This window comes from Parafrankia irregularis, from assembly GCF_001536285.1.
GTDB lineage: Bacteria > Actinomycetota > Actinomycetes > Frankiales > Frankiaceae > Parafrankia > Parafrankia irregularis.
Window position 1 is genome coordinate 36,281 of the sequence record NZ_FAOZ01000014.1, and the last position, 25,014, is coordinate 61,294.

General features: G+C 71.3%; 20 protein-coding genes and 1 tRNA gene. 5 read left to right on the forward strand and 16 right to left on the reverse strand.

Annotated elements, in window-relative coordinates; genetic code table 11:
* Window positions 1-6: 6 nt before the first annotated feature.
* The 7 genes from pknB to AWX74_RS20945 are packed head-to-tail and all read right to left on the reverse strand — an operon-like array spanning window position 7 to window position 10,136.
* Window positions 7-2,091, reverse strand: a complete 2,085-nt coding sequence (pknB, locus tag AWX74_RS20915) for a Stk1 family PASTA domain-containing Ser/Thr kinase (protein WP_091279562.1) — start codon at window positions 2,089-2,091, stop codon at window positions 7-9.
* Window positions 2,088-3,752: a serine/threonine-protein kinase gene (locus AWX74_RS20920; protein ID WP_091279567.1), complete on the reverse strand. Its 1,665-nt coding sequence runs from the start codon at window positions 3,750-3,752 to the stop codon at window positions 2,088-2,090. Before AWX74_RS20920 ends, pknB begins: the two co-directional genes overlap by 4 nt.
* A complete protein-coding gene (locus tag AWX74_RS20925; RefSeq protein ID WP_226932599.1) occupies window positions 3,749-5,164 on the reverse strand; it encodes a peptidoglycan D,D-transpeptidase FtsI family protein in 1,416 nt (471 codons plus the stop codon). The genes AWX74_RS20920 and AWX74_RS20925 overlap by 4 nt, the downstream gene beginning before the upstream one ends.
* Window positions 5,165-5,196: 32 nt before the next feature.
* Window positions 5,197-6,678, reverse strand: a complete 1,482-nt coding sequence (locus AWX74_RS20930; RefSeq protein ID WP_054568902.1) for an FtsW/RodA/SpoVE family cell cycle protein — start codon at window positions 6,676-6,678, stop codon at window positions 5,197-5,199.
* A 13-nt stretch (window positions 6,679-6,691) separates the two neighbouring features.
* The gene (locus AWX74_RS20935) at window positions 6,692-8,098 is read right to left on the reverse strand and encodes a PP2C family protein-serine/threonine phosphatase (protein WP_091279574.1); all 1,407 of its coding nucleotides are present in this window, start codon (window positions 8,096-8,098) and stop codon (window positions 6,692-6,694) included.
* Entirely contained in the window at window positions 8,095-8,637 is a 543-nt protein-coding gene (locus AWX74_RS20940) for an FHA domain-containing protein FhaB/FipA (RefSeq protein WP_006543793.1), read from the reverse strand. The genes AWX74_RS20935 and AWX74_RS20940 overlap by 4 nt, the downstream gene beginning before the upstream one ends.
* Before the next feature lie 2 nt (window positions 8,638-8,639).
* The gene (locus AWX74_RS20945; protein ID WP_091279577.1) at window positions 8,640-10,136 is read right to left on the reverse strand and encodes an FhaA domain-containing protein; all 1,497 of its coding nucleotides are present in this window, start codon (window positions 10,134-10,136) and stop codon (window positions 8,640-8,642) included.
* A 160-nt stretch (window positions 10,137-10,296) separates the two neighbouring features.
* On the opposite strand from AWX74_RS20945, the gene AWX74_RS20950 reads away from it, so the two are divergent.
* A tRNA-Leu gene (locus AWX74_RS20950) sits at window positions 10,297-10,379 on the forward strand.
* Window positions 10,380-11,235: 856 nt separating this feature from the next.
* Here AWX74_RS20950 and AWX74_RS20960 read toward each other — a convergent pair.
* The gene (locus AWX74_RS20960; RefSeq protein ID WP_091279583.1) at window positions 11,236-12,033 is read right to left on the reverse strand and encodes an HNH endonuclease family protein; all 798 of its coding nucleotides are present in this window, start codon (window positions 12,031-12,033) and stop codon (window positions 11,236-11,238) included.
* Window positions 12,034-12,205: 172 nt separating this feature from the next.
* Window positions 12,206-14,140, reverse strand: coding sequence for a protein kinase domain-containing protein (locus AWX74_RS20965; protein WP_091279585.1), 1,935 nt, complete (start codon window positions 14,138-14,140; stop codon window positions 12,206-12,208).
* Between the two features lie 493 nt (window positions 14,141-14,633).
* On the opposite strand from AWX74_RS20965, the gene AWX74_RS40110 reads away from it, so the two are divergent.
* Entirely contained in the window at window positions 14,634-14,807 is a 174-nt protein-coding gene (locus tag AWX74_RS40110; protein ID WP_006543788.1) for a hypothetical protein, read from the forward strand.
* A 165-nt stretch (window positions 14,808-14,972) separates the two neighbouring features.
* On the opposite strand, the gene AWX74_RS20970 is transcribed toward AWX74_RS40110, so the two are convergent.
* Window positions 14,973-15,368 (reverse strand): cold-shock protein, encoded by a 396-nt coding sequence (locus tag AWX74_RS20970; protein WP_006543787.1) that lies wholly within the window; start codon window positions 15,366-15,368, stop codon window positions 14,973-14,975.
* A 316-nt stretch (window positions 15,369-15,684) separates the two neighbouring features.
* Here AWX74_RS20970 and AWX74_RS20975 point away from each other — a divergent pair, with 316 nt between their 5' ends.
* Window positions 15,685-15,912, forward strand: coding sequence for a hypothetical protein (locus AWX74_RS20975; protein ID WP_091279588.1), 228 nt, complete (start codon window positions 15,685-15,687; stop codon window positions 15,910-15,912).
* A gap of 121 nt (window positions 15,913-16,033) precedes the next feature.
* Here AWX74_RS20975 and larE read toward each other — a convergent pair whose 3' ends face one another.
* On the reverse strand, window positions 16,034-17,476 hold the full coding sequence (larE, locus tag AWX74_RS20980; protein ID WP_278184644.1) for an ATP-dependent sacrificial sulfur transferase LarE: 1,443 nt from the start codon (window positions 17,474-17,476) through the stop codon (window positions 16,034-16,036).
* 58 nt (window positions 17,477-17,534) lie between these two features.
* On the opposite strand from larE, the gene purS reads away from it, so the two are divergent.
* On the forward strand, window positions 17,535-17,786 hold the full coding sequence (gene purS / locus AWX74_RS20985) for a phosphoribosylformylglycinamidine synthase subunit PurS (protein WP_035954139.1): 252 nt from the start codon (window positions 17,535-17,537) through the stop codon (window positions 17,784-17,786).
* Between the two features lie 132 nt (window positions 17,787-17,918).
* Here the strand turns inward: purS and AWX74_RS20990 are convergent, their stop codons facing one another.
* The 5 genes from AWX74_RS20990 to AWX74_RS21010 all read right to left on the reverse strand — a co-directional run bounded on the left by AWX74_RS20990 (window position 17,919) and on the right by AWX74_RS21010 (window position 23,653).
* Window positions 17,919-18,269, reverse strand: coding sequence for a rhodanese-like domain-containing protein (locus AWX74_RS20990; RefSeq protein WP_091279591.1), 351 nt, complete (start codon window positions 18,267-18,269; stop codon window positions 17,919-17,921).
* A gap of 48 nt (window positions 18,270-18,317) precedes the next feature.
* The gene (locus AWX74_RS20995; protein ID WP_091279594.1) at window positions 18,318-19,196 is read right to left on the reverse strand and encodes an Fpg/Nei family DNA glycosylase; all 879 of its coding nucleotides are present in this window, start codon (window positions 19,194-19,196) and stop codon (window positions 18,318-18,320) included.
* A gap of 34 nt (window positions 19,197-19,230) precedes the next feature.
* A complete protein-coding gene (locus AWX74_RS21000; RefSeq protein WP_091279598.1) occupies window positions 19,231-20,118 on the reverse strand; it encodes a 1,4-dihydroxy-6-naphtoate synthase in 888 nt (295 codons plus the stop codon).
* Window positions 20,119-20,240: 122 nt separating this feature from the next.
* Window positions 20,241-21,161: a futalosine hydrolase gene (mqnB, locus tag AWX74_RS21005; RefSeq protein WP_054568911.1), complete on the reverse strand. Its 921-nt coding sequence runs from the start codon at window positions 21,159-21,161 to the stop codon at window positions 20,241-20,243.
* A gap of 632 nt (window positions 21,162-21,793) precedes the next feature.
* Window positions 21,794-23,653 (reverse strand): MFS transporter, encoded by a 1,860-nt coding sequence (locus AWX74_RS21010; protein ID WP_091279601.1) that lies wholly within the window; start codon window positions 23,651-23,653, stop codon window positions 21,794-21,796.
* A 357-nt stretch (window positions 23,654-24,010) separates the two neighbouring features.
* Between AWX74_RS21010 and AWX74_RS21015 the strand changes: the two genes are divergently transcribed.
* Entirely contained in the window at window positions 24,011-25,012 is a 1,002-nt protein-coding gene (locus AWX74_RS21015; protein WP_242666340.1) for a DUF3027 domain-containing protein, read from the forward strand.
* The last annotated feature ends 2 nt before the right edge of the window (window positions 25,013-25,014 follow it).

The following is a 25,014-nucleotide window of genomic DNA, read 5'->3' on the forward strand; positions in this document are numbered from 1 at the left end:
CTGCCGTCAGCCGCTGCCGGGCCGGCCGCCGCCCAGACCCAGGCCCCCCAGGCCCGACCCTGCTGTCGCCGTCGCCGTCGGAGTAGTGCTCGTCGGCGGCGTGGTGCTCGCTGGGGGAGTCGTGTGCTCGGGAGACGGCGTCTCCTCAGGCTCACCCGAGTCGCTGGTCGGGGTCGGTGAGGTCGTCTGCTGGCTCGCCGAAACGACGATGATCTGCACCGTGCTGCCGCGGGGGACAGCGCTGCCGACCGGGTTCTGGTTGGCGACCGTGCCGGCCTGCCTGGACGGATCCGGCCGCAGCACCTTCTCGACCTTGAGCCCGTAGGACTCGAGCTTCAGGGTGGCCGTCTGGACGTCCAGGTTCCGCACGTCCGGCACGTTGACGTTCTGGTTGACCACAGAGATCGTCACAGTGGACATCTTGTCGACAGGGGACCCAGCCGCCGGGTTGGTCTGCTCGACCTCGCCCACACCCTGCTTGGCGGCCTCGAAGAACTTCTCGACGTTGACCTTGAGGCCGAGCTCGGTGAGGGCACCCGTCGCCGCCTGTTCGGTCATCCCGACCAGATTGGTGGGGATGGTCACCTGGCCCGGTTCCGCCGCCACCGTGAAGTTGATCGTGGCATCGGAGTCGATCTTCGAGCCCTCGTCGGGATCGACCGCCAGGACGGTGCCGGCCGCCTGATCGCTCTCCTTGGGCGTCGTCTGAGGCTGCCCTTCCCAGCCCTGGCTCCTCAGGAGGCGCGTCGCGTCGTCGAAGAGGCTGCCGACGACGGTCGGGATCGTGAGCTGACCTGCGGCGACCGTGTTGTCATCGTTCTTCTTGTTCCCGAACATGGACGAGGCGAGCAGCGCCACCACCACGAACACCACGACGGCGCCGAGCCCGGCGAGCACGAACTTCCAGACGGGTGAACCGCCGGAGCGGTCGTCGTCGCGGTGCCCGCGTCCGTTCCCCTGCCCGGGGTCGGCGTAGCGGTCGTCGTCGTCGAACCGGCCAGGCTGGTCGTAGCGGTCGTATGGGCCGGTCTGCTCGTAACGGTCGTAGGGCGCACGGCCCACCTGCGTACGGTCGTCGTAGTCGTCGCCCTGGTAACGGCCGCGGTCGTCGTAGCGGTCGTCGTAGCCGCCGCCCGACCGGCCGAGCAGTGCGGTGCCGGCTGTCGCCGTGCTCTGTGCGCCGAGCATCGTCTGGTCGGCACCGCCCATCAGCATGGCGTGTACCCGCTGCCCGCTCAGCGCCCGTTCCAGGTCGTCGCGCATCTCGCCGGCGGTGGCGTACCGGTCGTCCGGCTCCTTCTCCATGGCCTTGAGCACGATGGCGTCGGCCTCTGGGGAGATGCGCGGGTCGTGGCTGGACGGCGGCGGCGGGATCTCCCGCACGTGCTGGTAGGCGACCGCCACCGGGTTGTCACCGCGGAACGGCGGCTCTCCGGTGAGCAGCTCGTAGAGGAGCACCCCGGTGGAGTAGACGTCGCTGCGCGAGTCCACCCGCGCGCCACGGGCCTGCTCCGGGGAAAGGTACTGCGCCGTCCCGATCACAGCGGACGTCGCCGTCATGGTGGAGGAGGTCGCGGTGGTCGCCCGGGCGATGCCGAAGTCCATGACCTTGGCCGCGCCGTCCGCGCCAACCATCACGTTCGCCGGCTTGATGTCGCGGTGGATGATGCCCATGCGGTGGCTGTAGTCCAGCGCCGCGCAGACCTCCGCGGTGACCTGCAGGGCGTAGCGCTCATCGAACGGGCCGCGGGCCTGGAGCAGGTCTCGCAGGGTCTGGCCCTCGACGAACTCCATCACGATGTACGGGAGCTGCGTCCCGTTGATGACGTCCTCACCGGTGTCGTACACGGAGACGATCGCCGGGTGGTTCAGTGAGGCCGACGACTGGGCCTCGCGGCGGAAGCGGGCGAGGAAGGTCGGGTCACGCGCCAGGTCGGCGCGCAGCGTCTTCACCGCCACCTCGCGGCCCAGCCGGATGTCGCGCCCCCGGTAGACCTCGGCCATGCCGCCGTAACCGATGCAGCCGCCGAGCTCGTACCGCTCGCCGACAAGTCTCGGCTGAGCGTCGTATCTCTCAGTTACATCGGTCACAGATTGTCACCCGTCGTCGGCTGGGTACCGCCGGCCACCACGGTGCCAGCCGCCTCGCCGCCCGCAGCGGCGATCTTTCCCGCTTCGGGTGTGAGATATAGCACATGTTGGGTGGCTGCCGCCGTGTCGTTATCGGAGTTGCCCGCATTCGCGAAGGTCCGGGTGATAACGGCGACCACCAGCACGGTGAGGATCAGCAGCGCGATGAGGACGGGCAGCGGGAGCCTGCGCCGGCCCGCCGGGGCTGCGCCGCGCCGCCGGCCTGAGCGGCCACCCACCGGATCACCCGGGTCGTTCTGCCAGGCCGGTGCGGACGGCTGGTAGAGCGTGCTCGCCGGGTCGGGCCGCCCACCGTCCCCCCGTTCGCCCGGAGCCCGCGAGCCACGGTCGCCACCGGAGGAGTAGTTGGCCGCGTAGTCGGCGAACTCGCCAGGGCTGTACAGGCGCCCGGTGCCACCGCGTGACCCGCCGGGTCCACCGGATCCGGGTCCACCGGGTCCGGGCCCATAGCCCGTTCCGGGACCGGGGCCGGCTGGGCCGGGGCTCGGGTGCAGCGCCGTGGCCGGCATACCGCCGGGGCCGACGCCCGCGGGGTCCGGCATCGGCGGCTGCTGCGGCCACGCGGCGCCGTTGTTGGGCCGGTTCCACGAGGGTGTCCGCGGCACGCTCGGAGCGCGTGAGTGCCCCGGCCCGAAGGCCGGCGGCGCCGACGGAGCGGGGTGGCGAGCGGTCAGGTCCGGGGCGCTCGGGCCACCGTTCCACCGCCCGGCCTCGGCGTTCCACAGGTTGCGCCGGATGCTCGCCGCGGAGCGGGCGAACGCGCCCGCGGAGCTCGGCCGCCGCGAGGCGTCCTTCGACATCGCGGACTCGACCAGCGCCCTTACCTGGTAAGGGATGTCGTTGGGTAGCGGCGGGGGGGTGTCCTGCTGGTGGGCCATCACGACGACGATCGGGTTCCGGTCGTCGAAGGGCCGCCGCCCGGCCAGACACTCGTAGGCCACGACGCCGAGCGAGTAGACGTCACTCGCCGGTGTGACAGGGCGGCCGGACGCCTGCTCGGGGGAGACGTAGTAGGCCGTCCCCATCATGATCCCGGTCGCGGTGAGCGGGGCCGCGTCGACCGCGCGGGCGATCCCGAAGTCGGTCACCTTGACCGCGCCGTCATGGCGGATCAGCAGGTTGCCGGGCTTGACGTCACGATGCACGACGCCGAGCGCGTGCGCCGCCTGCAGCGCGTCGGCGGACTGCCCGAGGATGTCGAGCATCCGGTCGGGAGTGAGGCGCTTCTCCCGGTGCAGCACGGCGGAGAGCGGCTCGCCCTCGACCAGCTCCATCACCAGGTAGGCGGTGGGGTAGTCGTCGGCTGTCGACACCTCGCCGTAGTCGTACACGGAGGCGACACCGGGGTGGGAGAGCCGGGCCGCGTGCCGGGCCTCGCCCCGGAAGCGGACCAGGAAGGACTCGTCGCTGGCGTACTCGGGGCGCAGCAGCTTCACGGCCACGGGCCGGCCCAGCGTCTGGTCGAGGCCGCGCCACACCTCGCCCATGCCGCCGGTCGCGATACGGCCGTCGAGCCGGTAGCGGTTGTCGAGCACGGTGTTGGGAGACGCTGCGCCGGCGAACGGCTGCGACGGAGACGGGCTGTTGGCAGATGTGCTCATCGTTGCGTGTCCAATGCGGCCTGCATGACTTTCTGGGCAACGGGCGCTGCGACAGCGCCGCCGGTTCCGAGCTCCCCGCCTCCGTCCTCGACGATCACCGCTACGGCGACCTCCGGCGCGCTGGCCGGGGCGAAACCGACGAACCAGGCGTGCGGATCCTCGCCGTCACCGTGTTCGGCGGTACCTGTCTTACCCGCGACATTGACACCGCTGATCTGGGCCTTCCGCCCGGTGCCGGAGGTCACGACACTTTGCATCATCGTGGTGAGCTTGGCCGCGACCTCGGGAGTGATCGGCTTGCTGAGCACGGTCGGCTCGGTGCGGCTGATCCGTTTCGTATCCGGACCGCGCAGCTCGGAGACGAGATACGGCTTCATGCGGACACCCCCGTTGCCGATCGCCGCGGCCACCTCCGCCATCTGCAACGGCGTCGCCTGGACGTTGAACTGGCCGATCGCTGACTGTGCCGTCTGGGCCCCGTCCAGGTCGTTCGGGAAGATACTGCGTGCCTGCTGGAGGGGGAAGTCCTCGATCGTCGAGTTGAAGCCGAAGGCCTCGGCCTGGGCCCGCACCGCGTCGTCACCCAGTTCGATCCCCAGCTCGCCGAATGCTGTGTTGCAGGAGATGGTCAGTGCGTGGATCAGAGTATCGGTCTCGCCGTCCCCACAGGTTTCCCCGTCGAAGTTGGGTAGCACCGTGGTGCTCTGTGGAAGTGTGAGTTCATCGGGCGCGGGAACCCGGGTGTCCGGCTCGTACCGACCTGACGACAGCGCCGCGGCAGCGGTCACCAGCTTGAACGTGGAACCGGGCGGATAGGTCTGCTGCGCCGGCCGGTTGAGCAGCGGCTGGTTCTTGTCGGTGGACAGCCCCTGGTATGCGTCCGTCGCGGTGGAGCTGCTGTGGGAAGCCACCGTGTTCGGGTCGTAGGTGGGGCTGGTGACCATGGCCAGGATGGCGCCGGTGCGGGGATCAAGCGCGACGACGGCGCCCTTGCGCCCCGCCAGCGCCTCGGTCGCCACCTGTTGCAGGCGCGGAACGATCGTGGTCACGACGGTGCCGCCGCGCCGGTCCTCGCCGCTGAACAGGTCGGTGACCCGGCTGGCGAGCAGACGGTCGTCGTCGCCGGAGAGGAACACGTTCTGAGAGTCTTCGAGGCCCGCGGTTGTGAAGAGCGAGTAGTAGCCGGTGACGTTGGCGTAGAGCTGGCCGGCCGGGTACTGGCGCTGGTACTTGTACTCGTCGTCGACCGGCACCGAAAGTGCGATCTCGGTGTCACCGGCGATGATCCCGCCGCGCTGCCGTTCGAGGCGATCCGCGATCTGGCGGGCGTTGGTCGGCTCCTTCTTGAGCCGGTTGACCTGACCGACCTGAATCCAGTTCGCGTTCACCAGCAGGGCGGCAAACAAGATCATGCAGGCGATGGCGACCCGGCGGATAGGGCTGCTCACGTGGTCTTCACCACCTGCGTCGGGCTTTCGGAGACTGCGCTCGGGTCGAACAGCGGGGCATCCGGGACGGGTTCCTCCAGCCGCCGGGCAGCGTCGCTGATCCGCAGCAACAGCGCGATGATGGCGGCGTTGGCGACTATCGACGATCCACCGTAGGAGACGAACGGCAGCGTCAGACCGGTCAGTGGGATAAGCCGCATCACGCCGCCGACCTGCACGAACACCTGAAGTGCCAGGGTCGCGGACAGGCCGGTGGCCAGCAGCTTGCCGAACGGGTCCTTGGCCCCGAGCGCGGCCCGGATCCCACGCGCCGCGACGAGCGCGTACAGCAGCAGGATCGCCATCACACCGGTCAGCCCGAGCTCCTCGCCCAGGCTGGCCATGATGAAGTCGGTGTTTGCGAAGGGCACCCGCTGCGGGCTTCCCTGGCCGATACCGGTGCCGGTGATGCCACCCGCCGCGAAGCCGTACAGGCCCTGGACGAGCTGGTACGACGTGCTGGACGGGTTGTCCCCGTCGAAGGCGTGCAGCCAGCCGTCGACGCGGATCTGGACATGGCCGAACAGGCTGTGCGCCACCACCGCGCCGAGCATGAACAGCGCGAGCCCGATGGCCACCCAGGACGCCCGCTGGGTCGCCACATACAGGATCACCAGGAACATCCCGAAGAACAGCAGCGACGAGCCGAGGTCCTTCTGGACAACCAGGACGCCGAGGCTGGCCGCCCAGGCGACGAGGACGGGCCCCAGATCGCGGGCGCGCGGGACCTTCATGCCGAGGAAGGACCGCGACGCCACCGACAGCACGTCCCGCTTGTTCACGAGATAGGCGGCGAAGAAGATCATAAGAATGATCTTCGAGACCTCGCTGGGCTGGAACGAGAACGGGCCGACCTTCAGCCACAGCCGGGCGCCGTTGATCGTGGCGCCGATGCCGGGCGCGATCGGTAGCACGAGGAAGACCAGACCGACCAGCCCCGCGGTGTACCCGTACCGGGCGAGGCTTCGGTGGTCCCGCACGACCGCCAGGACCAGGATGAACACCACGACCGCGAGCAGCGTCCACACGAGCTGGGTCTGCGCCGCCCCGGTGGGTACCTCGCCGCCCGCCCGCCGGGCGGCGTCGGCCTTCGCCAGATCGAGCCGGTAGATCATGACCAGGCCGATGCCGTTGAGCGCGGCGACCACCGGCAGCAACACGGGGTCGGCGGCGGGCGCGAAGCGGCGGACGGCGAGATGCGCCAGCGCCCACAGCGAGAAGAAGCCGAGGCCGTAGGTGAAGACCTGGAAGCCGATCGTCCCGTCCCGGGCGAGCGTCAGCGCCGCTAACGCCGCGGTGGCGAGGATCCCCGCGTAGCCGAGCAGAAACAGCTCGCGGCGGCGGTACGGCGGAAGTTCGAGCCCACTCGGTAGCGGGAACCCGGCGAACGTGGCTGTCAGGTCAGCCGACCTGGGCCTGCGGAGTGGGGGGAGGGTCATCGCGTATGCGTGCTCACGGGGAGGTGGGCACGGCCAGCGACGGGCAGCTCGCCAGGGCCTGGGTAACCGCGGACGGGCAGGTGAGGACCACAGTGGGTGACGGATTGGGCCCGGCGTTCTTCGTCTCGGGCGTCGCGGTCGGGGACGGGGACGGCTTCACGGCCGAGTTCCCGTCCTCCTCCGCGCTGGCCGGCCTGGCCAGCTCGGAGACGATCTTTTCGGCATCGTCGAGGTCGTCGGCGGCTATGCCGTGGCGCAGCTCTTCCTGAAACGGTGCGGAGACCTCGGACAGCGGCTGGTGGTGGGACCGCACCGTCGACAGCGAGATGCCGACGATGCTGCCCTTGAGCCCCTGGAACACCGCCACGCGGTCGTCATCGACGCCGACGTAGTACTGGCCCCGCACATAGGTCCAGCCGGCGGCCGCTCCCGCGACCACCAGCACCAGCACCACCGTCGACACGAACAGCCGGCGCCGGCCCCCACCGCTCGCCAGGGCTCGTTCAGGGTCCTCGTCGGCCTCGTCGCCGCCGTCGTCGGAACCACGCCGGTGGAAGCCGGTGCGGCCGATGCGGGCAGCCTTCGCCGCCGCCGACTCACCGTCGGCGTTACGCGGGTTCGGGCCGGACCGGGCCGCCGCGGCGCCAGGCACCACCCGCTTCTCCGCCGCCGCGCCCGCCACGAGCGGTGAGTCGTCCGCCAGCGTGTCGTCCAGGACGTCCGCGACGACCACGGTGATGTTGTCCGGCCCGCCGCCCTTGAGCGCCAGCTCGACCAGCCGGTCCACCGCGTCCTGCGGCTCGGGGAGCAGCAGCGCCTCCAGGATGGTCTCCTCGCTGACCACACCGGAGAGCCCGTCGGTGCACAGCAGGTACCTGTCCCCGGCGACCGCCTGGCGGATGGAGAGGTCCGGATCGACCTCGCGGCCGTCAAGCGCCCGCATCAACAGGGACCGCTGTGGATGGGTGTTCGCCTGCTCCGGGGTGATGCGGCCCTGGTCGACCAGATCCTGGACAAGGGTGTGGTCATGGGTGATCTGCGAGAGCTCTCCGTCGCGCAGCAGGTAGGCACGGGAGTCGCCGACGTGCAGCAGCCCGAGATGGTCTCCGGAGGAGAGCATCGCCGTCACCGTCGTGCCCATCCCGTCGAGAGCACTGTTCTCGATCGCCATGTCACGCAGACGCCTGTTGGCGTCCCGGACCGCCTCGGACAGCTCCTCGAGCAGGCTCGCGGGCTCGACGTACCCGTCGAGCTCGGCCAGCCGGGAGATGACGGTCGAGCTCGCGACCTCACCCGCGGCATGACCACCCATGCCGTCGGCAACCGCGAGCAGGCGGACTCCCGCATAGGCGGAGTCCTCGTTCCCTTCTCGGACATGCCCGATGTCCGAGCGGACGGCGAAGTGAAGCCTGAGGCTCACCGGTGAAGCTCCAGGACGGTCTTCCCGATCCTGACCGGCGCGCCGAGAGGTACCGGCATGGGACTCGTCACCTTCGTGCGGTTGAGGAATGTGCCATTGGTGGAGCCAAGATCCTCGACGAACCACTGCCCGTCGTGAGGAACGAGTCTCGCATGCCGTCCTGACGCGAAGTCATCCTCGAGGACCAGAGTCGAGTCCGGTGCCCGTCCGATGGTGATTCCCTCGGGACCCAGTGGGATTGTTGTGCCTGCAAGGTGTCCCTTTGTGACCACGAGGCGGGTCGGGGTCGCATCGGCGGCCGGCGGCGCGGGCGGTGGCGGCCGCGGGTCCTGCCGGGGCGGCCGGACGCGGGCCGGTGGCCGCCCCGCCGGCGCCGGTGCACGGGCCGCGACCGGCTGGCGGCGGCGCTGGCGTTGCGTCGGGCCGAACATGTCCAGCCGCACAGCACGAACCGCGACCAGGACGAAGCCCCAGAGCAGAGCCAGGAAGCCGATCTTCACCAGCAGGAGGACAAGCTCGCTGGGCTCGGTGGGGTCCACAGCTACCAGCCCCCACGGCGGCCGTCGTCACCGTAACGCTCTGCCGGCCCGCCAGCGCGGCGGGAACCGTGGGAACCGGCGTCGTCGACCGGCTCCAGGGCCTCCAGGCCGTCGTCGGATCGAGCGGCCGGACGCTGCCGGGGATCCGGCTGGGAGCGGTACATCTCATCACCACCCGCGTCTCTCGCGCCGCCAACGGATGACTCGGCACGATAGCCGCGACCGCGTTCACGCTGCGGATCACGCCCATGACCCGGGCCCCGATCCGACCCGGCACCCGGCCAGCCACCACGGTCACCGCCGCGCGGCGGCGGCGGACCGTTGTCGCGGAATCGGGCGGACGGGCCTTCGCGGTACTCGTCGGCTCCGTAGCTGTCGGGGCGTGGGCCGCCGTCGCGTCGGGCCGGTCGAGGGCCGGAGTCGTCGCGGAATCGGGCCGATGGGCCTTCGCGGTACTCGTCGGCTCCGTAGCTGTCGGGGCGTGGGCCGCCGTCGCGTCGGGCCGGTCGAGGGCCGGAGTCGTCGCGGAATCGGGCGGACGGGCCTTCGCGGTACTCGTCCCCACCACGCCCCGGACGGTCGGCGAACCCCGGCCCACGGCCACCGGGCGGTGGAGTCGGACTGCGCCGACCTGGCGAGGTCGGCTGGTGCGGATCGAACGGCGGCGGCGTCCGCTGGTCGGCCGGCGCGAGCCCGGGGCGGCCCGGCGGGTTGGACGCACGGGCGGCCGGTGGCGGTGTGCGCGCACCCCGTGGGCCGCCGCCGCGGGACTCCTCCCGGCGAAACTCCACGATCGCGGTGCCGAGCTCGACGCGGTCGCCGTTCATCAGCTTCACCTGGGTCGCCGCGCGCCCGTTCACGAGGCTGCCGTTGGTGGAGCCCGCGTCCACGTAGAGGAACTGCCCGTCCGGCAGCCGGCGGATCTCGCCGTGCCGGCGGGACACCCCGGTGTCGTTGAGCCGGATGTCGCACTCGACGCTGCGGCCGATCACTGTGATCTCCGCGTCCAGCGGATACTCCCGCTCGCCGCTGGCGCCACCGGCAGCCCGCGTCGTGATCAGCAGATGCGGAGTGCCCGGCGCGGCGGGGCGGCGGGGACCTGCCCGGCGACCACTGACCACCGCCGGATCGGCCGAGGCGACGCTGCTGCGGATACGGAAGACGCCGATGTCGAGATCGTCGGCCTCCGCGAGCCGAACGGTCACCGGGCCGACGAAGGTGTAGCGCTGCTCCGCGGCGTGCTCGCGGACCATCTCGGCCAGCCCGTCGCAAAGCTCGCGGGTATAAGGGGCCAGCCGGGCGAAGTCGCCCCCCGCCAGCTCGACGGCGAACTCGTTCGGGACCAGAACCCGGTTGGAGCTCTGCGCGCGCCGATCGTCGGTCTCCCGAGCGAGCGCGCTGGCGATCTCGACAGGTTCGACCCCGCCCTTGAAGACCTTCGCGAACGCACCCTCGACGAGGCCGCCCAGGCGCCGCTCGAAGCGCTGGAGCACGCCCATGCCCGACCTCCCTTCTCCCGGTCTGTGAGATCGTATGCCCACCGACGGGTCCGTCCCACGGCTCGGCAGCTTGACATGGCAACCCGGTCAGCCGGGGGGCGTTGCCCGAGTGCACCGCCCACGTGATAGCGTGTGCCACGACAAGTTGATAGTCCCACTCGGGCGAGTGGCGGAATGGCAGACGCGCACGGTTCAGGTCCGTGTGTCCGAAAGGACGTGGGGGTTCAACTCCCCCCTCGCCCACGAGCTGGCTCGTCGTGGTCGTCGAACTTTGTTCGGCTTCCCGGCGGGCCGCGATTTTTTCGGGGGGGCGACCCCCCGAGTGTCTCGCTTCGCTCGACCAGCGTGCGGTTCGGGGTCGGTGTGGTGGGGCTGACCACCTGGTTCGGGTGAGCGGCGGCGGTTTTGGGCTCGTCGTGGTCGTCGAACTGGCTCGTCGTGGTCGTCGAACTTTGTTCGGCTTCCCGGCGGGCCGCGATTTTTTCGGGGGGCGACCCCCCGAGACCCCCCGCGGTCTTGCGGGGGTCGTTGTGGTTGCGGGTCTTTGGGCGGTTTCCCAGTAGGCGTGATGTCTGTCGGGGGCTGGTTGCCTGAGGCCTCCCAGAGCCTTCCACCCCAGGCGTCCGAGCAGTGCGGTGCTCCGGTGGCTCGTTGGTGTTGATCGGCGATTTTTGGTGGGTGTGCCGGCGGGCCTTTTCTGCGCGATGATGGCGGAGGCCTGGGGGGAACGTCATGAGAGCATCGGTGTCTCCGCGCAGTAGCGTGCTGGTCGCTCTCGCTGTTGCCGTTTCCGTCGGCGGAACCGTGATCGCACGCCGCCGCGGATATGCCGTCGGTGGCCGGACGATCGTCCGCTGCCGTCAGGGCCACCTCTTCACAACCGTGTGGATCCCCGGAGTGTCACTGAAGGCGATTCGTCTCGGTTGGCTGCGGTACCAGCATTGCCCGGTGGGCCACCACTGGACGTTTGTCAGCCCGGTCCGGGCGAGCGATCTCACCGACGCGGACCGGGCTGCCGCTGCCGTCCTGGACACGTCCGTCCCGTAGTGCGTGAAGGGCCGGGTGGAGACCTTCGTCGAATCGGCGGGTGTCGGTCGGGTCAGCGGGCGGTTGTCGTGGTCAGGCCGAGAGGTGGCTGGTCGGGGCAGGACTGCAGGACCCCGCGCATCGCGGTGGCCTCAGGCTGCTCGACCCAGAGACCGTAACGGGCCTTCAGCCCGACCTGGCGGGCCACATATGCGCAGCGCGCCCCCGGGCTCGGCGGCAGCCACTCGGATGCGTCCTGGTCGCTCTTGGCCTGGTTGGTCGGGCCGTCGACCGCCAACAGGTTCTCCGGGTCGTTCGCGAAGGCCAGCCGTTCCTGGTCGGACCATTCCAGCGCCCCCGTGCGCCAGGCGTCGGCCAGCGCTACGACATGATCGATCTGCACCGCCGAAGCGTTGCGTTCGCGGTTGAAACGTATCGTGCGAGTTGTATACGGATCCCTGAGCTCGCCAGTCAGGACGATGCAGTCATCCGACCGGCGGGTGGTGATGCTGCGAAGATCGCGGTGAAGGATGTCGTTGCGGGTGTCGCACCCGTTCTGATCGACGTCTGACCAGGCGGTACCGAACTTGTCGCGCCGATAGGCGGGCGAGTTGTCGGCCGCTCGGACGGACAGTGTGCCGAGCAGTTCCAGCGCCGATCCGGCCCCCGCCCCCGGTGCGTTTTCGTCACCGAAGCCGGCCGTGCCTGGGGTGGCGGAGGTGGTGGGTGTTCCCGAGGCGACGTCGAGTACCTCGCCGCAGCCGCTGGCCAGAAACGCGAGGAGAACCGCGACCAGGACGCCGGCTCCCCGTGGCAGCGGGCCGGATGCCGATCGGCTGCCCTGCACAGCAGCGGTTGGCTGCGTTTCCACTCATGTCCCCGATCTGCCTGGCCCGGCGGTATGCCTGCTGCGCCCGTCTGCGGGACGTGATGGTCGACTTTCCCTCGCGGAGATCACCGTAACCTGCGGTGTGGCAGACCCCACGGCCGGACGGACCTGAAGCCGGACAGGGAGGTGCTTGGGCCAGCCGGCGGCGGTGGCGTCAGGGGGTGATCACGACGCCGAGGCTCTCGGGCCGTTCGTGTAGCTCCAGCGACTTCGCCTTCTCGTCGGCCGGGATGTCGAAGACAAACGTGCCGGTGACCGTGTCGCCGGGTTTGATGGTGTCCCAGATACCGCCGTTCAGGCTCGGGTAGAACCGCGCAACAAAATCGGCGGAATGGCGTTCACCGGCCGATGTTGTCAGATACTGCTTCGAGCTTTCCAACAGACGGGCGGTCGTTCCCCTGTTTGTGACCGTGATATCCACCAGGCAGAACTGCCCAGTGGCTCGGCGCGCGAGAAACGATTCGCCGATCTGATGTTCACCACATTTGATCTTGTTTGCGCGAAATTCCAGCTGGTCGTCGCGGACCGGTGAACCCACCTTCGCCGTCCTGGGCGCGGTCGGCGCCTGGGCGGACTCGCTCCGGTCTCCGGACCGGAGGTCATTCGCCCCGCCGTCGGAGTCGGCACCGGTGATCGAGCTGATGAACCACGCCGCGAGGACCACGACGAGGGCTACGGCGGCGAACCCGAGGATGCGCTGCGGGGTGAAGCGCGGCGGACGTGACTGATCAGGAAACGCGTCAAGGCCGGGAGGATGGTGTGGACCACCGCCCGGTGAGCGTGCCGCGGGCCAGCCTCCGGCGGGCTGCCCCGCGCCTGCGGCTCCGGAGAACGACGGCGCCCCGGCCGGGACGGGAACCGGCAGCCCCCCCGGCTGCGGCGGGCCGGCCGGCGCCGCGCCGGCGTTCGGACGAGCGGCGCCGGCGGCCGCGCCGCTCGGTCGGCCATGCGGTCCCAACTGGCTGGGTGGCCGGGCCACGGGTGGTTGCCACCTGCCCGGGCGCGCGGCCCGCCAGCGGTCCCCTCGACCGCGTGGCGGTGGCGGTGGGGGCGGGGCACCCGGGCCCACCCCGATCCGCCTGTCGATGGACTCCGCCGGTTCGGCCCGGCGCAGCGACACGTTCGGCAGGCTCACGCCCTGCGTCAGGTGCAGCAGTTCCTCGGCCTCGTCGACGGCGGTGGGGCTCGGCCGCCACGCCCGGTCCTCGCCGCTCTCCGAAGGCTGCGTGGGCGGTAGCGCGATGAGGCTCAACAGCAGGTCGCGCGCGCTCGGCCGGGCGTCGGGGTTCTTGGCGAGGGCGGCGGCCACCAGGGGTTTCAGGCTCGGTGAGAGCCCGACGAGATCCGGCTCCCGGCCGACGATGCGGGTGCTCAGCTCGAGGTCGGTTCCGGTACCGAACGGATGGCGGCCGGTGCCCGCGAAGGCCACCAGGATGCCCCAGGTGAAGACGTCCGCCTCCGGCCCGATCGGCTGACCGTTGACCTGCTCGGGTGCCATCCAGCCAGCGGAGCCGAAGCCCCAGGCGGTCGGCTTGGCCTTCGCCCCCTCCAAGGCCTGCGCGATGCCGAAGTCGATGACCCGTGGGCCGGACATCGACAGCAGGACGTTGCTCGGCTTGAGGTCGCGATGCACGAGGCCGGCGCTGTGAATGGCGGTGAGCGCCGTCGCCACGCCGACGGCGAGCCCGGTGAGGGTCGACCCGCTGATCGGGCCGTTCTCCACGGCGTGGTCCAGCCGGACACCGTCGATGAACTCGGTCACCAGGTAGGGGGCTGCGGCGTCGGGATCAGCGTCGAGCACCTCGGCGGTGCAGAATGGCGCGACTCGGCGGGCGGCGTCGACCTCCTGGCGGAACCGTCGACGGAACTCCTCGTCGGCCGCGAGGTCAGGTCGGACAATCTTGACGGCGACCCGCCTGCCCGCGGTCTCGGAGAGGTAGACCGTGCCCATGCCACCCGCGCCGAGGCGGCGCAGCAGGCGGTACGGGCCGATCACTCGGGGCTCGTGCGGGTGCAGGGTCTCGCCGGGAGGCGTCAGGCCTTCCGGTTGTCCGCGCGCCGCCGGGGCGTGTTCCCCGTTGTGATCCACTATGACGTTCCACCTTCGGTGCCGGGGTAGCGGCGTCTATGGTCTGTCCGCAGTCTGCACCAACACGTGGGCGGCTCCGGCCGGCCCGAAGCTATGGCCGGATTTTCCGACTACGCGGCGGGGCACCGTCCGCGTGGAGTGGACGGAACTGCCGTCACTGTCGTCGATACACGACCAGATGGGCGGTCTGCCGGAATCTCGTAGTCGTTGATCCGACAGGTTCGCCGGTGCCCCGTCGCGCGCGCCGCCTGCCAGGGCGTATCTGTGCCGCACGGCCGCGCTGTGACGGATCGTCCGCCGTGGCGGACCGCGGTGTCCTGCGGGAGACCACGGTGTCCTGCGGGGCAGGGCGTGATCAACGGTGCGCGGGCGTGAAACCATGGGCAGCCCGGTTCGGGACGATCCGGACCGCGGCTGACTGCTCGGGGCGGTCCGTCCCGGAAGCCGATGCCGTTGGCGGCCGGCCAGGCCCCGGAAGTGGGAGAGCGTGCGGATGATCGACACCCACGGCCCGTGGCTTGACTGCCCGTGGTGCGGCGGCCGGGTGCCGCTGGCCTACCTCGCCCCGTCGGACGAGGAGCCCGGCGCCGCTGCCGGGGTCTGCACGGAATGCCGGCGGCGGGTGACCATCACGCCGCCGGACGACCCCTTCGCCCCGGCGCGCTGACGTCCGCGCCCGGAGCCGATGAACCGGCCGGAGCATTCGGGCTGGGCCAGGCCCCCGCACCTGACCCAGCGTGGCGGCCAGGTCGGCCTCGACGGCCTGGCGTGCCTGGCGTGCCTGGCCGGCCAGCCGGCAGGTTACGTGCCTGGCCGGCCAGTCGGCAGGTTGTCAGCGTTCGAGCTCGTTGGCCACCGCGTGGACGACCTTGGCGACCTTCTGCGCCGCCCTCCGGTCCGGATAGCGGCCCCGGCGGAGATCGCGCTGGACGTCGTCCAGGATCTTGATCATGTCTTCGACCATGCTGTGCAGTTCGTCCGGGCTGCGCCGAGCCGCGTTCGCGGCGGCCTTGGCGACGGACGGGGGAGCGGCCAGAATCCGTACCGACAGGGCCTGGTCCCCGCGGCGCCCGGCGGCCACGCCGAACTCGACCCGGTCGCCGGGCTTGAGCCGGTCGACGCCGGCTGGCAGGGCCGCCTTGTGGACGAAGACATCGTCGCCGTCGTCACGGCTGAGAAAACCGAAACCCCTGTCAACGTCGAACCACTTGACTTTGCCGGTGGGCACGGGCGACCTCGTTCTGCGTTGCGGATCGGTGGGTTGACGCGCGGTGACGAAGTCCCAGGCTATCGGGCCTCTGCGCCAGGTGTAGTCGCTTCGCGGACGATGACACTGCGTGGTCGGAGCGGCCGGGCCGCCCCTGCTGGAGGCACTGGGACGTACCTGCAGGTCCGACGTGTGTGGGATCGCGGAATACCGACGAATTGACCGCATTAATCGGTTCTTCCTGCCCCTGTCGACGTTACGGAAGGCGTGCCCGGGGCAGGACGCCGGGCGTAGGGCGGGCTGGATCCGTCCGATCTTTTTGAGGAGTGTGATTGTGATGCCGAAGCTTGGCCACGACCTCGACTTCCGTGACGCCGGCGCATTCTCCGAGGCCGAGGACAGCCGTCGTCGGGATGCGAAGGCGCACGCCAGTGGCGGTCCCGTTGATCCCGAGGCGATGCGGCACGCCGACGGTCTCACCGTTTCCGCCGAGGAGGCGGCCGCCTATCGGGAGCACGTGGAACGGGGCGCCCGCCAGAAGGGCGAGGGCGCGCCGATCTTCTGACCTCACGAGGCGCCTGCGCCGCACAGCCGCCGTGCAGCCGGCGCACAGCCGCCGGGCAGCACCGCACAGCCGGTGCACAGCACCGCACAGTCTCCACGGCGCCCGGCAGTCCGGGCGCGGACTATCCGCCCGGCGAGAGCAGCTCGTTCATCGAACCGGAGCGGAATCCGCGCGGATCCACCTCCGCGCGAGCGAACCCGGCGTCGACCACCAGGGCCAGCAGCTCGGGGTGGGCCGCCAACTCGGCGGTGCGCTCGGGATCGACCTCGATCCGGGCCAGCTCACCCAGATCACGCACCCGCAGGTCGCGGATCTTCAGGCCCGCCTCGGCGATGGCCAGGCGCAGGGCCGACTCGGCCCGCTCGACTCTTGCCAACCGGGCCGGGCTGACCTGCACCCCGTAGGCGATCCGGCTTGCCAGGCAGGCCGCCGCCGGCTTGTCCCAGGTGGGCAGCTCCCACTGCCGGGACGCCGCACGGACCTGGGCCTTCGTCAGGCCGGCGTCGAGCAGCGGGGTACGCGCTCCCCGGCTCGCGGCGGCGCTGATACCGGGACGGAACCCGGCGACCGCGTCATCGGCGTTCGTGCCGGTCACCACGTGTGCCAGACCCAGCTCGGTGGCCAGCGGGGCGAGCGTGGCAATCAGCTCAGACTTGCAGAAATAGCAGCGGTTGGCGTCGTTGGCCCGGTACGCCGGGTTGCTCATCTCGTCGGTTCGCGGCAGGAGGTGGCGAACGCCGAGGTCGGCGGCGAACCGGCGGGCCGCGGACAGCTCGTTCGCCGGCAGCGAAGCGGAGACGGCGGTGGCGGCGACCACCGAGGCGGGCCCCAGCGCACGCACCGCCGCGGCCAGCAGCAGCGCCGAGTCGGCGCCGCCGGAGAAGGCGACCAGCACCGAGCCGAGCTCCTCCAGCCGCGTCCGCAGCGCTTCCAGACGTCGCTGCAGGATCTCGCCGTCGAGCCAGGCCGGGAAGGTGGCCAGGTCGTCCAGCACGACGTGCGCGCCGGCCGCGGAGAGCTCGTCGGGCGGGCAGGGGCCGGTTGCGACCGCCACCGCCGTCGCACCGCCGCTGTGTGCCCCGCGGACGTCCCCGACGTGGTCGCCGACGAAGACGTCGACTCCGTGCTCGCGGATCGCCTCGCCCTTGGCCTCCGCGAACAGCCACCCCGCGACGTCGTCCACGGTGAGCCCGATGTGCGCCAGGCTGGCCTCGGCCAGCGGACCGCTCTTGGCGGTGACCACCACGGCCCGCCCGCCGGCCGCCCGCACGGCCGCGACGGCCGCCGCCGCGTGCGGCATCGCGACGGATACCGGGACCGCGTGCACCGGATAAAGCTCGCGATAGCGGACCGCCTGACGCGCCACCTCGTCCGCGGGGAACCAGCGGGCGAGCTCCTCTTCGAGCGGTGGGCCGAGCCGCCGGACCGCGGCCTCGCCGTCGATCGTGACGCCGGTCTCGGCGGCCAGCGCGGCGAAGGCCGCGACGATCCCGCGCCGGGCGTCCAGCAGCGTCATGTCCAGGTCGAAGCCGACGACCAGGGTGGATGTTCTCCAGGGGGACACTCGGTGAGCCTAACCAGCGTCATGGGCGCACCGCCCGAAGCCGGTAGGGTCCGCGAGTGTGACCAGGGTTGTGGTGGATGTGATGCTCAAGCCGGAGATCCTTGACCCGCAGGGCCAGGCGGTGCTTACCGCGCTGCCCCGGCTCGGCGTGAGCGGGATCAGCGGGGTTCGCCAGGGCAAGCGGTTCGAGCTCGACCTGGACGGTGAGGCCGACGCCGAGGTGCTCGCCCGCATCGAGCACCTCGCGTCGACGCTGCTCGCCAATCCGGTGATCGAGGACTACGTCGTCCGGGTGGAACAGACGTCATAGCCCGGGAACGAACGTCGTGGCCGGGAACGAACGTCGTTGCGCAGAACGGACGGCTGGCTGCATAACGGACGTCGTCGCCCACGCCGGTCGCCGGTCGCCGGCCGCCCCGTGTGGGGTGGCCGGCCCCCGGTGCTAGCGAACGGTGGGCGCGAGGGATGTCTCACTGATCATCGGGCGCCCGGCGGCCTGCCAGGCGAGCATTCCGTCCTCGAGGTTGCGCGCCTGCCACCCGCCACGGGCCAGGTAAGCGGTGACCTCGGCGGACCGCCGCCCGGAGCGGCAGACGACGACGACATCCCGATCCTGGGGGACCTCGTTGATACGAGCCAGGAAGTCGCCCATGGGGATGTGGATCGCGCCGTCGATGTGACCGGCGGCCCATTCGTCCGGCTCACGCACGTCGACGAGCAGCGGGCCACCCTCGGCGGGCAGCTGGACGGGAAGCTCCGGCACGGTGACAGTTGGTATCTGCTGGGGACTCACAGCGCCATCCTGCCACCCGTCGCGGCGAACAGTTGATGGGCCGTCACGCTACTTGAGCAGCTTCGACAACCGCCGGTCGGCCAGCGGACGTCCATCTGTCTGGCAGGTCGGGCAGTACTGCAGCGAGCGGTCGGAGAAGGAGACCTCCCGGATGGTGTCCGCGCACCGCGGGCAGGGTAGCCCGGTCTGGCCATGCACCTTCAGCCCCAGCTTCTTCTCCGCCTTGAGGTCGGCGGCGGCGAGGCCGCGGGCGGCGTCCGCTGCGTCGCGCAGCATCCCGGTGACGGCCGCGTGCAGCTGGTCGACCTCCGTGGCGGTCAGCGCCGTGGCGGGCCGGAACGGCGAGAGCCGGGCGACCCAGAGGGCCTCGTCCGAGTAGGCGTTGCCCACCCCGGCGATCTTCGACTGGTCGGTGATGACGCCCTTGATCTGCGCCCGCCCCGACTCGGCGAGCAACGCGGCGAGGACGTCCCGGGTGAACTCGGGGGAGAGCGGATCGACGCCGAGCCGGCTGATGCCGTCGACCTGCGCGGGGTCGCGCACCAGGTAGACGGCCAGCCGCTTCTGCGTGCCGGCCTCGGTGAGGTCGAAACCGGAACCGTCGGTGAAGACCACGCGCAGTGCCAGCGGACCCCGGCCGGGCCTGGCCGGGGTCCGCGGCTGCTTCGCCTTCCACTGCAGCCACCCGGCGCGGGCGAGATGGGTGACCAGGTCGAGCCGCTCGCCGTCGGCCGCGGCGAACACGAGGTCGAGGAACTTGCCGTGCCGCTGCACGGTCACCAGCGCCGCGCCGACCAGCGTGGAGAAGGGTGGGTCGAACGTCTTCAGGGCGTTCACCGCGACCGGCTCGACGCGAGCCACGGTCAGGTCGGCAGCGGTCTCCCGCAGGAAGGCCGCCAACGCCTCGACCTCGGGAAGCTCCGGCATGAACGCCAGTGTCGCACCGGAGCGGACAGCCGGGTCAGATTCGCGGGGGCCACGTGTCGAGGGACCCGGGCGGGAGCGCGGGCACGAGGCCGGCGGCCACCGCCCGCCCGAGAAGCTCACCGACCGCGGCCATGCCCTCGTCACCGAGATCGAGCGAGAAGTCGTTCACATAGAGCTCGATGTGCGCGTTGACGACGTCCGGTGCCATCTCCTGCGCGTGTTCGATCACGAAGGAGGCGCTCGCGGACCGGTCGGCGAAGGCGGCCGCGACGCTCGCCCGGACCAGCTCCGAGAGCGCGGCCGGGTCCAGCCCGCGGCGGCCCAGGATGCCGCCGAGCGGAATCGGCAGCCCGGTGTGGCCCTCCCACCAGTCGCCGAGATCGGCCACCGCCGTCAGACCGTAGGACGGGTAGGTGAAACGAGACTCGTGGATGACGAGCCCCGCGTCGAACCGACCGTCGCGCACCGCGGGCATGATCTGATCGAAGGGCAGGACCTCGATCGAGCCGACGCCGAGCTTCTCCGCCCACAGCCGGAACAGCAGGTAGGCCGTGGTGCGGGTGCCCGGGATGACGACCGAGGCGCCGCGCAGGTCCGTCCGCCCCGCGGTCAGGACGAGCGGACCACACCCGCGGCCCAGCGCGCTGCCCGCCCTGAGCAGGCTGTACTTGTCGAGCAGCCACGGCAGCGCCGCGTACGACACCTTGACCAGGTCGTCCAGGCCCTGGGCGGCGCGGGCGTTCAGCACATCGATGTCGGCGAAGGTCGTCGACACCGCGGGCGCCGCGGGCACCAGGCCGTGGATCAGCGCGTGGAAGGCGAAGGTGTCGTTCGGGCAGGGGGAGATCGCGAGGGCCAGCGTGTCGGCGGCCGGTGAGCTGCCCGCGGAACTGGCCGTTGCCGCGGCGGATGACGTACCCATGCCGAGCCTCCTCGATCCGTCCTGCCCGTTGTTCCCCTGCCCCGTTGTTCCCCTGCCGGGTCCGTCAGGCCCGTCGGGCCGCTGGACCCGTCGCCGACGGGTCCAGCGCTGCTGGGTCCGTCCTACTCGGCGTCCACGACGGGCACCAGGCCCTCCGGGTGCGCGACGAGCGCCGCGGCCGCTGTGCGAAGGCTGCCCAGCGCCGCCTGCATGTTCCAGGACGCCCGGTCCCGCCGCCCGACCAGATTGCTGATCGCCCGGATCTCGATCACCGGCACTCCGAAGGCCCCGGCCGCGACGCCCACAGCGTGGCCTTCCATCGCCTCCGCGATCGGATCCAGCCGCGCCGTGAAGGTGGCGGCCCGCCGCTCGGTTCCGGTGACGGTCGACACGGTGATGACGGTGCCGCTGACAATTCTGCGCCCAGTGACGCCCAGCACCGATGTCATCCGCCGCACCAGGCCCGGGTCGGGCCGCACCGTCGACGATCCCAGCCCCAGGTCATCCATGGTCAGGAACGCGCCGGTCGGAGCCGAGCTGGCCGGTGGACCCGGCTGGGCCGCCGGTGCTCCGGCGGGATGGAATCCCAGGTTGCGGTCCATCTCACTGATCCTGACCGGGGGGATGACTTCGGCCGGCTCGTCGAGCCCGGACTCGGCGCCCAGGTCGGCCGCGACCATCTGGTCGGCGATGACCAGGTCGCCGATCTCGGCCCAGCCGCGGAACCCGCCCGCGACCCCCATCGCGATGACCAGCCCGAACGGCTCGCCCGCCGCGCTCGCGACGGACAGCGCCACCGCGGTTCCGGCGGCGGCCGCCGCACCGGCCGGACCGGCCGCGAGCACGGTCACCGGGCCACGCCGCCGGCCGACATACGGGCCGAGGGTCGAGGTGGTCAGCAGCTGCCGGTCCCAGTCCGGAGAGACGAGCCCCCCGGGGCCGGACGGGGTGCGTGCGCGGCTGCGCGACCAGCTCCCCATCAGACCGGCGCACACCGCGTCCGCCTCGGCGTTCACCGCGGTGACGATGAGGGTGCGGGTCATGACCCGTTCAAGATCATGTTGTGGATGTGTCCTTCGTGTGCCGTCGTGCCGATGGGCTGCCGGCTGCGGGCAGGCGACCGTGCCGGACGGCGAAGTAACGCCACGATGCCTGGGAGGTGGTGCAAACCGGACTAGTTGACGGACCCTAGCACCGCGATCGACCCTCCGTGGTTCTGTGTACGCCATGTGATTTCGTCGTCACGACAAGTATGCGATCTGGGCTTCCGGGCAAGATCTGATGACGGTGCTCGCTGCGACCTGCGACCTCGGGATGTCGCTGCTGCCGAGCAAGGTCTGAGGGAGATGGTCGCCGGGGGCGCGGGGGAGCAGAGCGGAATCCCGATAAGTGGCGGATTCGGGGCCACCAGCATTGGCCTGGCGGTCCGAGGTCCGTGTCCATTCGCCGCACGGCCGCACGGCCGCACGCCGGGCATCCCTGCTGTCGCGCCGCCGTGCCGCGCAGGCAGTTCACATCAAGGGAGGTAAAAGGGGCGAGGAGCGACCTGGCAATCCGCAAGAGTTGAGGATCGTGGTCGTTTTTACGACCACGATCCTCAACTCTTGCCCAGCAGCAGTCGCAGGCCGAGGCTCGGCGTGGCGCCTACGGCGAACTGAACGAACGCCGATGGTGTCTAGTGCTGGCGACCACGGCGTGCGCGGCCACGTCCCGGGTGGTCGCCTACCGGCCGCGGCGGATCCGGCGCCGCGGGTTCGGGGCCGGGCGGGTCCGCCGCCGGCACGCCGAGATCCGGAACGGTGTGATCGGGCACGGTGCAGTCGGGCAGGCTGAGATCTGGAACGGTGCGATCGGGAACCGTGAGATCAGGCACGGTGAGATCCGGAAGCGTCGGGTTTCCGGCCGGCGACCGTGCGCCCCGCGGCCAGCCCCGCGGATCACGCCACCCGACCGGGACGTCGGCGCGCTGGTCGGGGGTGACGCCGACCGGGCCGGGATCGGCCATGGCCGTCACGGCGTAGCCGTCGCGGCCGGTCGCTGGCAGAGGCCCGCCGGTCGGGTGCGCGGCGCCTGTCGGGTGCGGGGTTGCTGGCGGGTGCGGCGTGGCCGGTGGGTGCGGTACGGCCGGTGGGACATGGAAGTCTGGCGTGGCCGGTGGTGCCAGGAGGTCTGGTGGGGCCGGTGGGCCAACCGGGGCGGCGGCCGACGCAGTCCGCACCTGCCGCTCGCGGGCGTGTGCCCTGGCCTGGCGCAGGGCACGGGCCTGCAGGATCAGAGTCAGCCCGACGGCTGCGGCCGCGAGGGCGAAACCGAGCGCTCCAGGCATCTCGATCAGCCCCAGCGCTCCGCCGAGAACCCAGCCGAGCTGCAGCGCTGTCTCCGAGCGGGCGAAGGCGGAGCCGCGGGTGTCCTCCACGATGTCGCGCTGGATGATCGCGTCCAGGGCGAGCTTGGCCATCGAGCCGGCGGTCATCGCCGCCAGCGCCGCCACCAGCGAAGTCAGCCGGGTGTAGGTCACCGCGGCCAGCAGGCAGCCGCTTGTCGGCAGCAGCAGGCTCAGCACCAGGATGCCCTCCGGGCGGCGGCGGCCGAGCCGGCCACCGATCAGCACGCCGATGCCGCTACCGACACCGGCGGTCGCCGCCAGGGCGCCGAGCCAGAGGTTGTTGCCGCCGTTCGTTCGCAGCAGGAAAGCCAGATAAAAGGTGAGAAAGCCCACCAGGCCGCGCAACACGAGCGTCGCCCGCAGCGCTACCGGAAGAGCGCCGAGCACCGCCACGACCCGGTTCCGCAGGTTGCCTCGCCGGCGCGGACCGGTCAGCTCGCGCAGCGTCCGCTCGCCGGCGGCGGAGTCGACATGACCGGGCAGGTTGAAGGCGAGCAGAACGCCGGCCATGTAGACCAGTGCGCAGACCCGTAGAACCCACGGATAGCCGACGAATGGGATGTTGGCCAACCCAAGGCCCAGCGGGGCGACGATCGCGCCGGCCACGATGTTGACCAGTGAGATCCGTGAGTTGACTTTCACCAGGGTCAGTTCCGACGGTGTGACGCGCGGAACAACAGCGCTGCGAGCGACACCAAAGGCCCGGGAGAGCACGAGCAGACCCAGCGCGAGCGGGTAGACGGCGAGACCGTCGAGGGCACCGGCGAGCTGCCAGGCCAGCAGACAGCGCCCCAGGCAGATGGCCGCGAGCGCGGTGCGCCGGCCGTAGGCGACCCGGTCCAGCAGCGGACCCACGATCGGCGCCAGCAGGGCGAACGGAACCATGGTGATCAACAGGTACAGCGCGACCTTGGAACGGGCCTCACCGGTCGGTACCGCGAAGAACAACGATCCGGCCAGTGCGACTGTGACAAGCGCATCACCGGCCGCGTTGACGAACGACAGCTCGGTCAACGAGGAGAGCCCGGACTGTTGCGCGCCGTCGCGGCGAATGGTCGCACGCAGGCGGTTCACTCCCTGGGTGAGCGTGCTTCCGAACTTCACCCTGACGAGTCTGCTCGCCGTCACCGCCCGAGACCACGACCACATCGGGCGGGGCGGCAGTCGGTGAGTGAGAATACGTGCGTGGAAACACTCGACGTTCGCTCCGAGTCGGCTGGGACTCGTGCATCTCGGGCCCCGTCGTCAGGCGCCGACGGGCCGGCAGCCGACACCGCGGCGGATCACAGTGAGGCCACTGGGCCGGCTGCATCGGGCTCGACGGATTCGACCGGCTCGACGGATTCGACCGGCTCGACGGACTCGGCACCGACGCGGCCCACGCGCCGCCGGTCGCCCCGTCGTGCCCGTGCGGCGTCTGACGCGGCCGGCACCGAGCCGGCTGTCGAGCCGGCCGCCGGCGTTACCGCCGCGCAGCCCGCGGCGGCCGTGAAGGGCGAGCCGGCCGTGAAGGCCGAATCCCCGGCGGCAGTGGAGTCCGGAGCGGCCGGTGAAGCTGCGGCGGCGGCCGGTGAGGCTGTGGCGGCTGGTGAGGCTGTGGCCGGCGACGCGGGCGCGGAGGCGGCTCCGCCGCGGCCACGGGCCGGTCGGGCGTCCCGCACCGCCCGGGAGCTGGTGCCCGACGCTGTGTGCGCCGCGGCGGTCGATCTCGCGCGCGCCGCGGCCGAGGAAGAGGCCGGCGACGCGGGCGCGGTCGGCGAGCACCTCGGGGTCGAGGCGGAGGCGGAGCGGCTGGTGCTGCACCGGTTCGCGTGCCTTTCGCCGGCCTACGCGGGCTGGGCCTGGACGGTCGCCGTCGCGCGCGCCTCCAGGATCCGCAAGCCGACCGTCAACGACGTCGTGCTGATGCCCGGCGAGGGCGCGCTGCTCGCACCGGCCTGGGTTCCCTGGTCAGAGCGTCTGCGGCCGGGAGATGTCGGCGTGGGCGACCTGCTGCCGACCGCGGTGGACGACGCCCGTCTCACCCTGCGGGCCGGCGACGCCCTTGAGCTGGACGACGCCGACGTCTGGATGGAACTGGGGCTCGGCCGCCCGCGGATCCTGTCGCCGGCGGGCCGTGAGGACACGGCGCAGCGCTGGTACGGGGGCGAGGCGGGTCCGGAGGCCTCCATCGCCAAGGTCGCGCCGGCATCCTGCCTGACCTGTGGTTTCCACGTCCGTCTGGCCGGCGTGCTGGGCCGGATGTTCGGTGTCTGCGCCAACGAGTTCGCGCCCGACGACGGCCGGGTGACGGCGATCGACCACGGCTGCGGCGCGCACTCGGAGGCCTTGGTGGCGCCGTCGGCCCATCCCGAGCCGGTGCCGTTCGACGAGGACCCCTCGGATCTGGTGCCGACGGACATCGAGCTCGTCGGTGTGGTCGCGCAGCACGCCCCGGGGTCGGTGCCGGACACCGCGAGGACACCTGGCGCCGACACCGCGGACCCCGAGCCGTACGGGCATTCCTGACC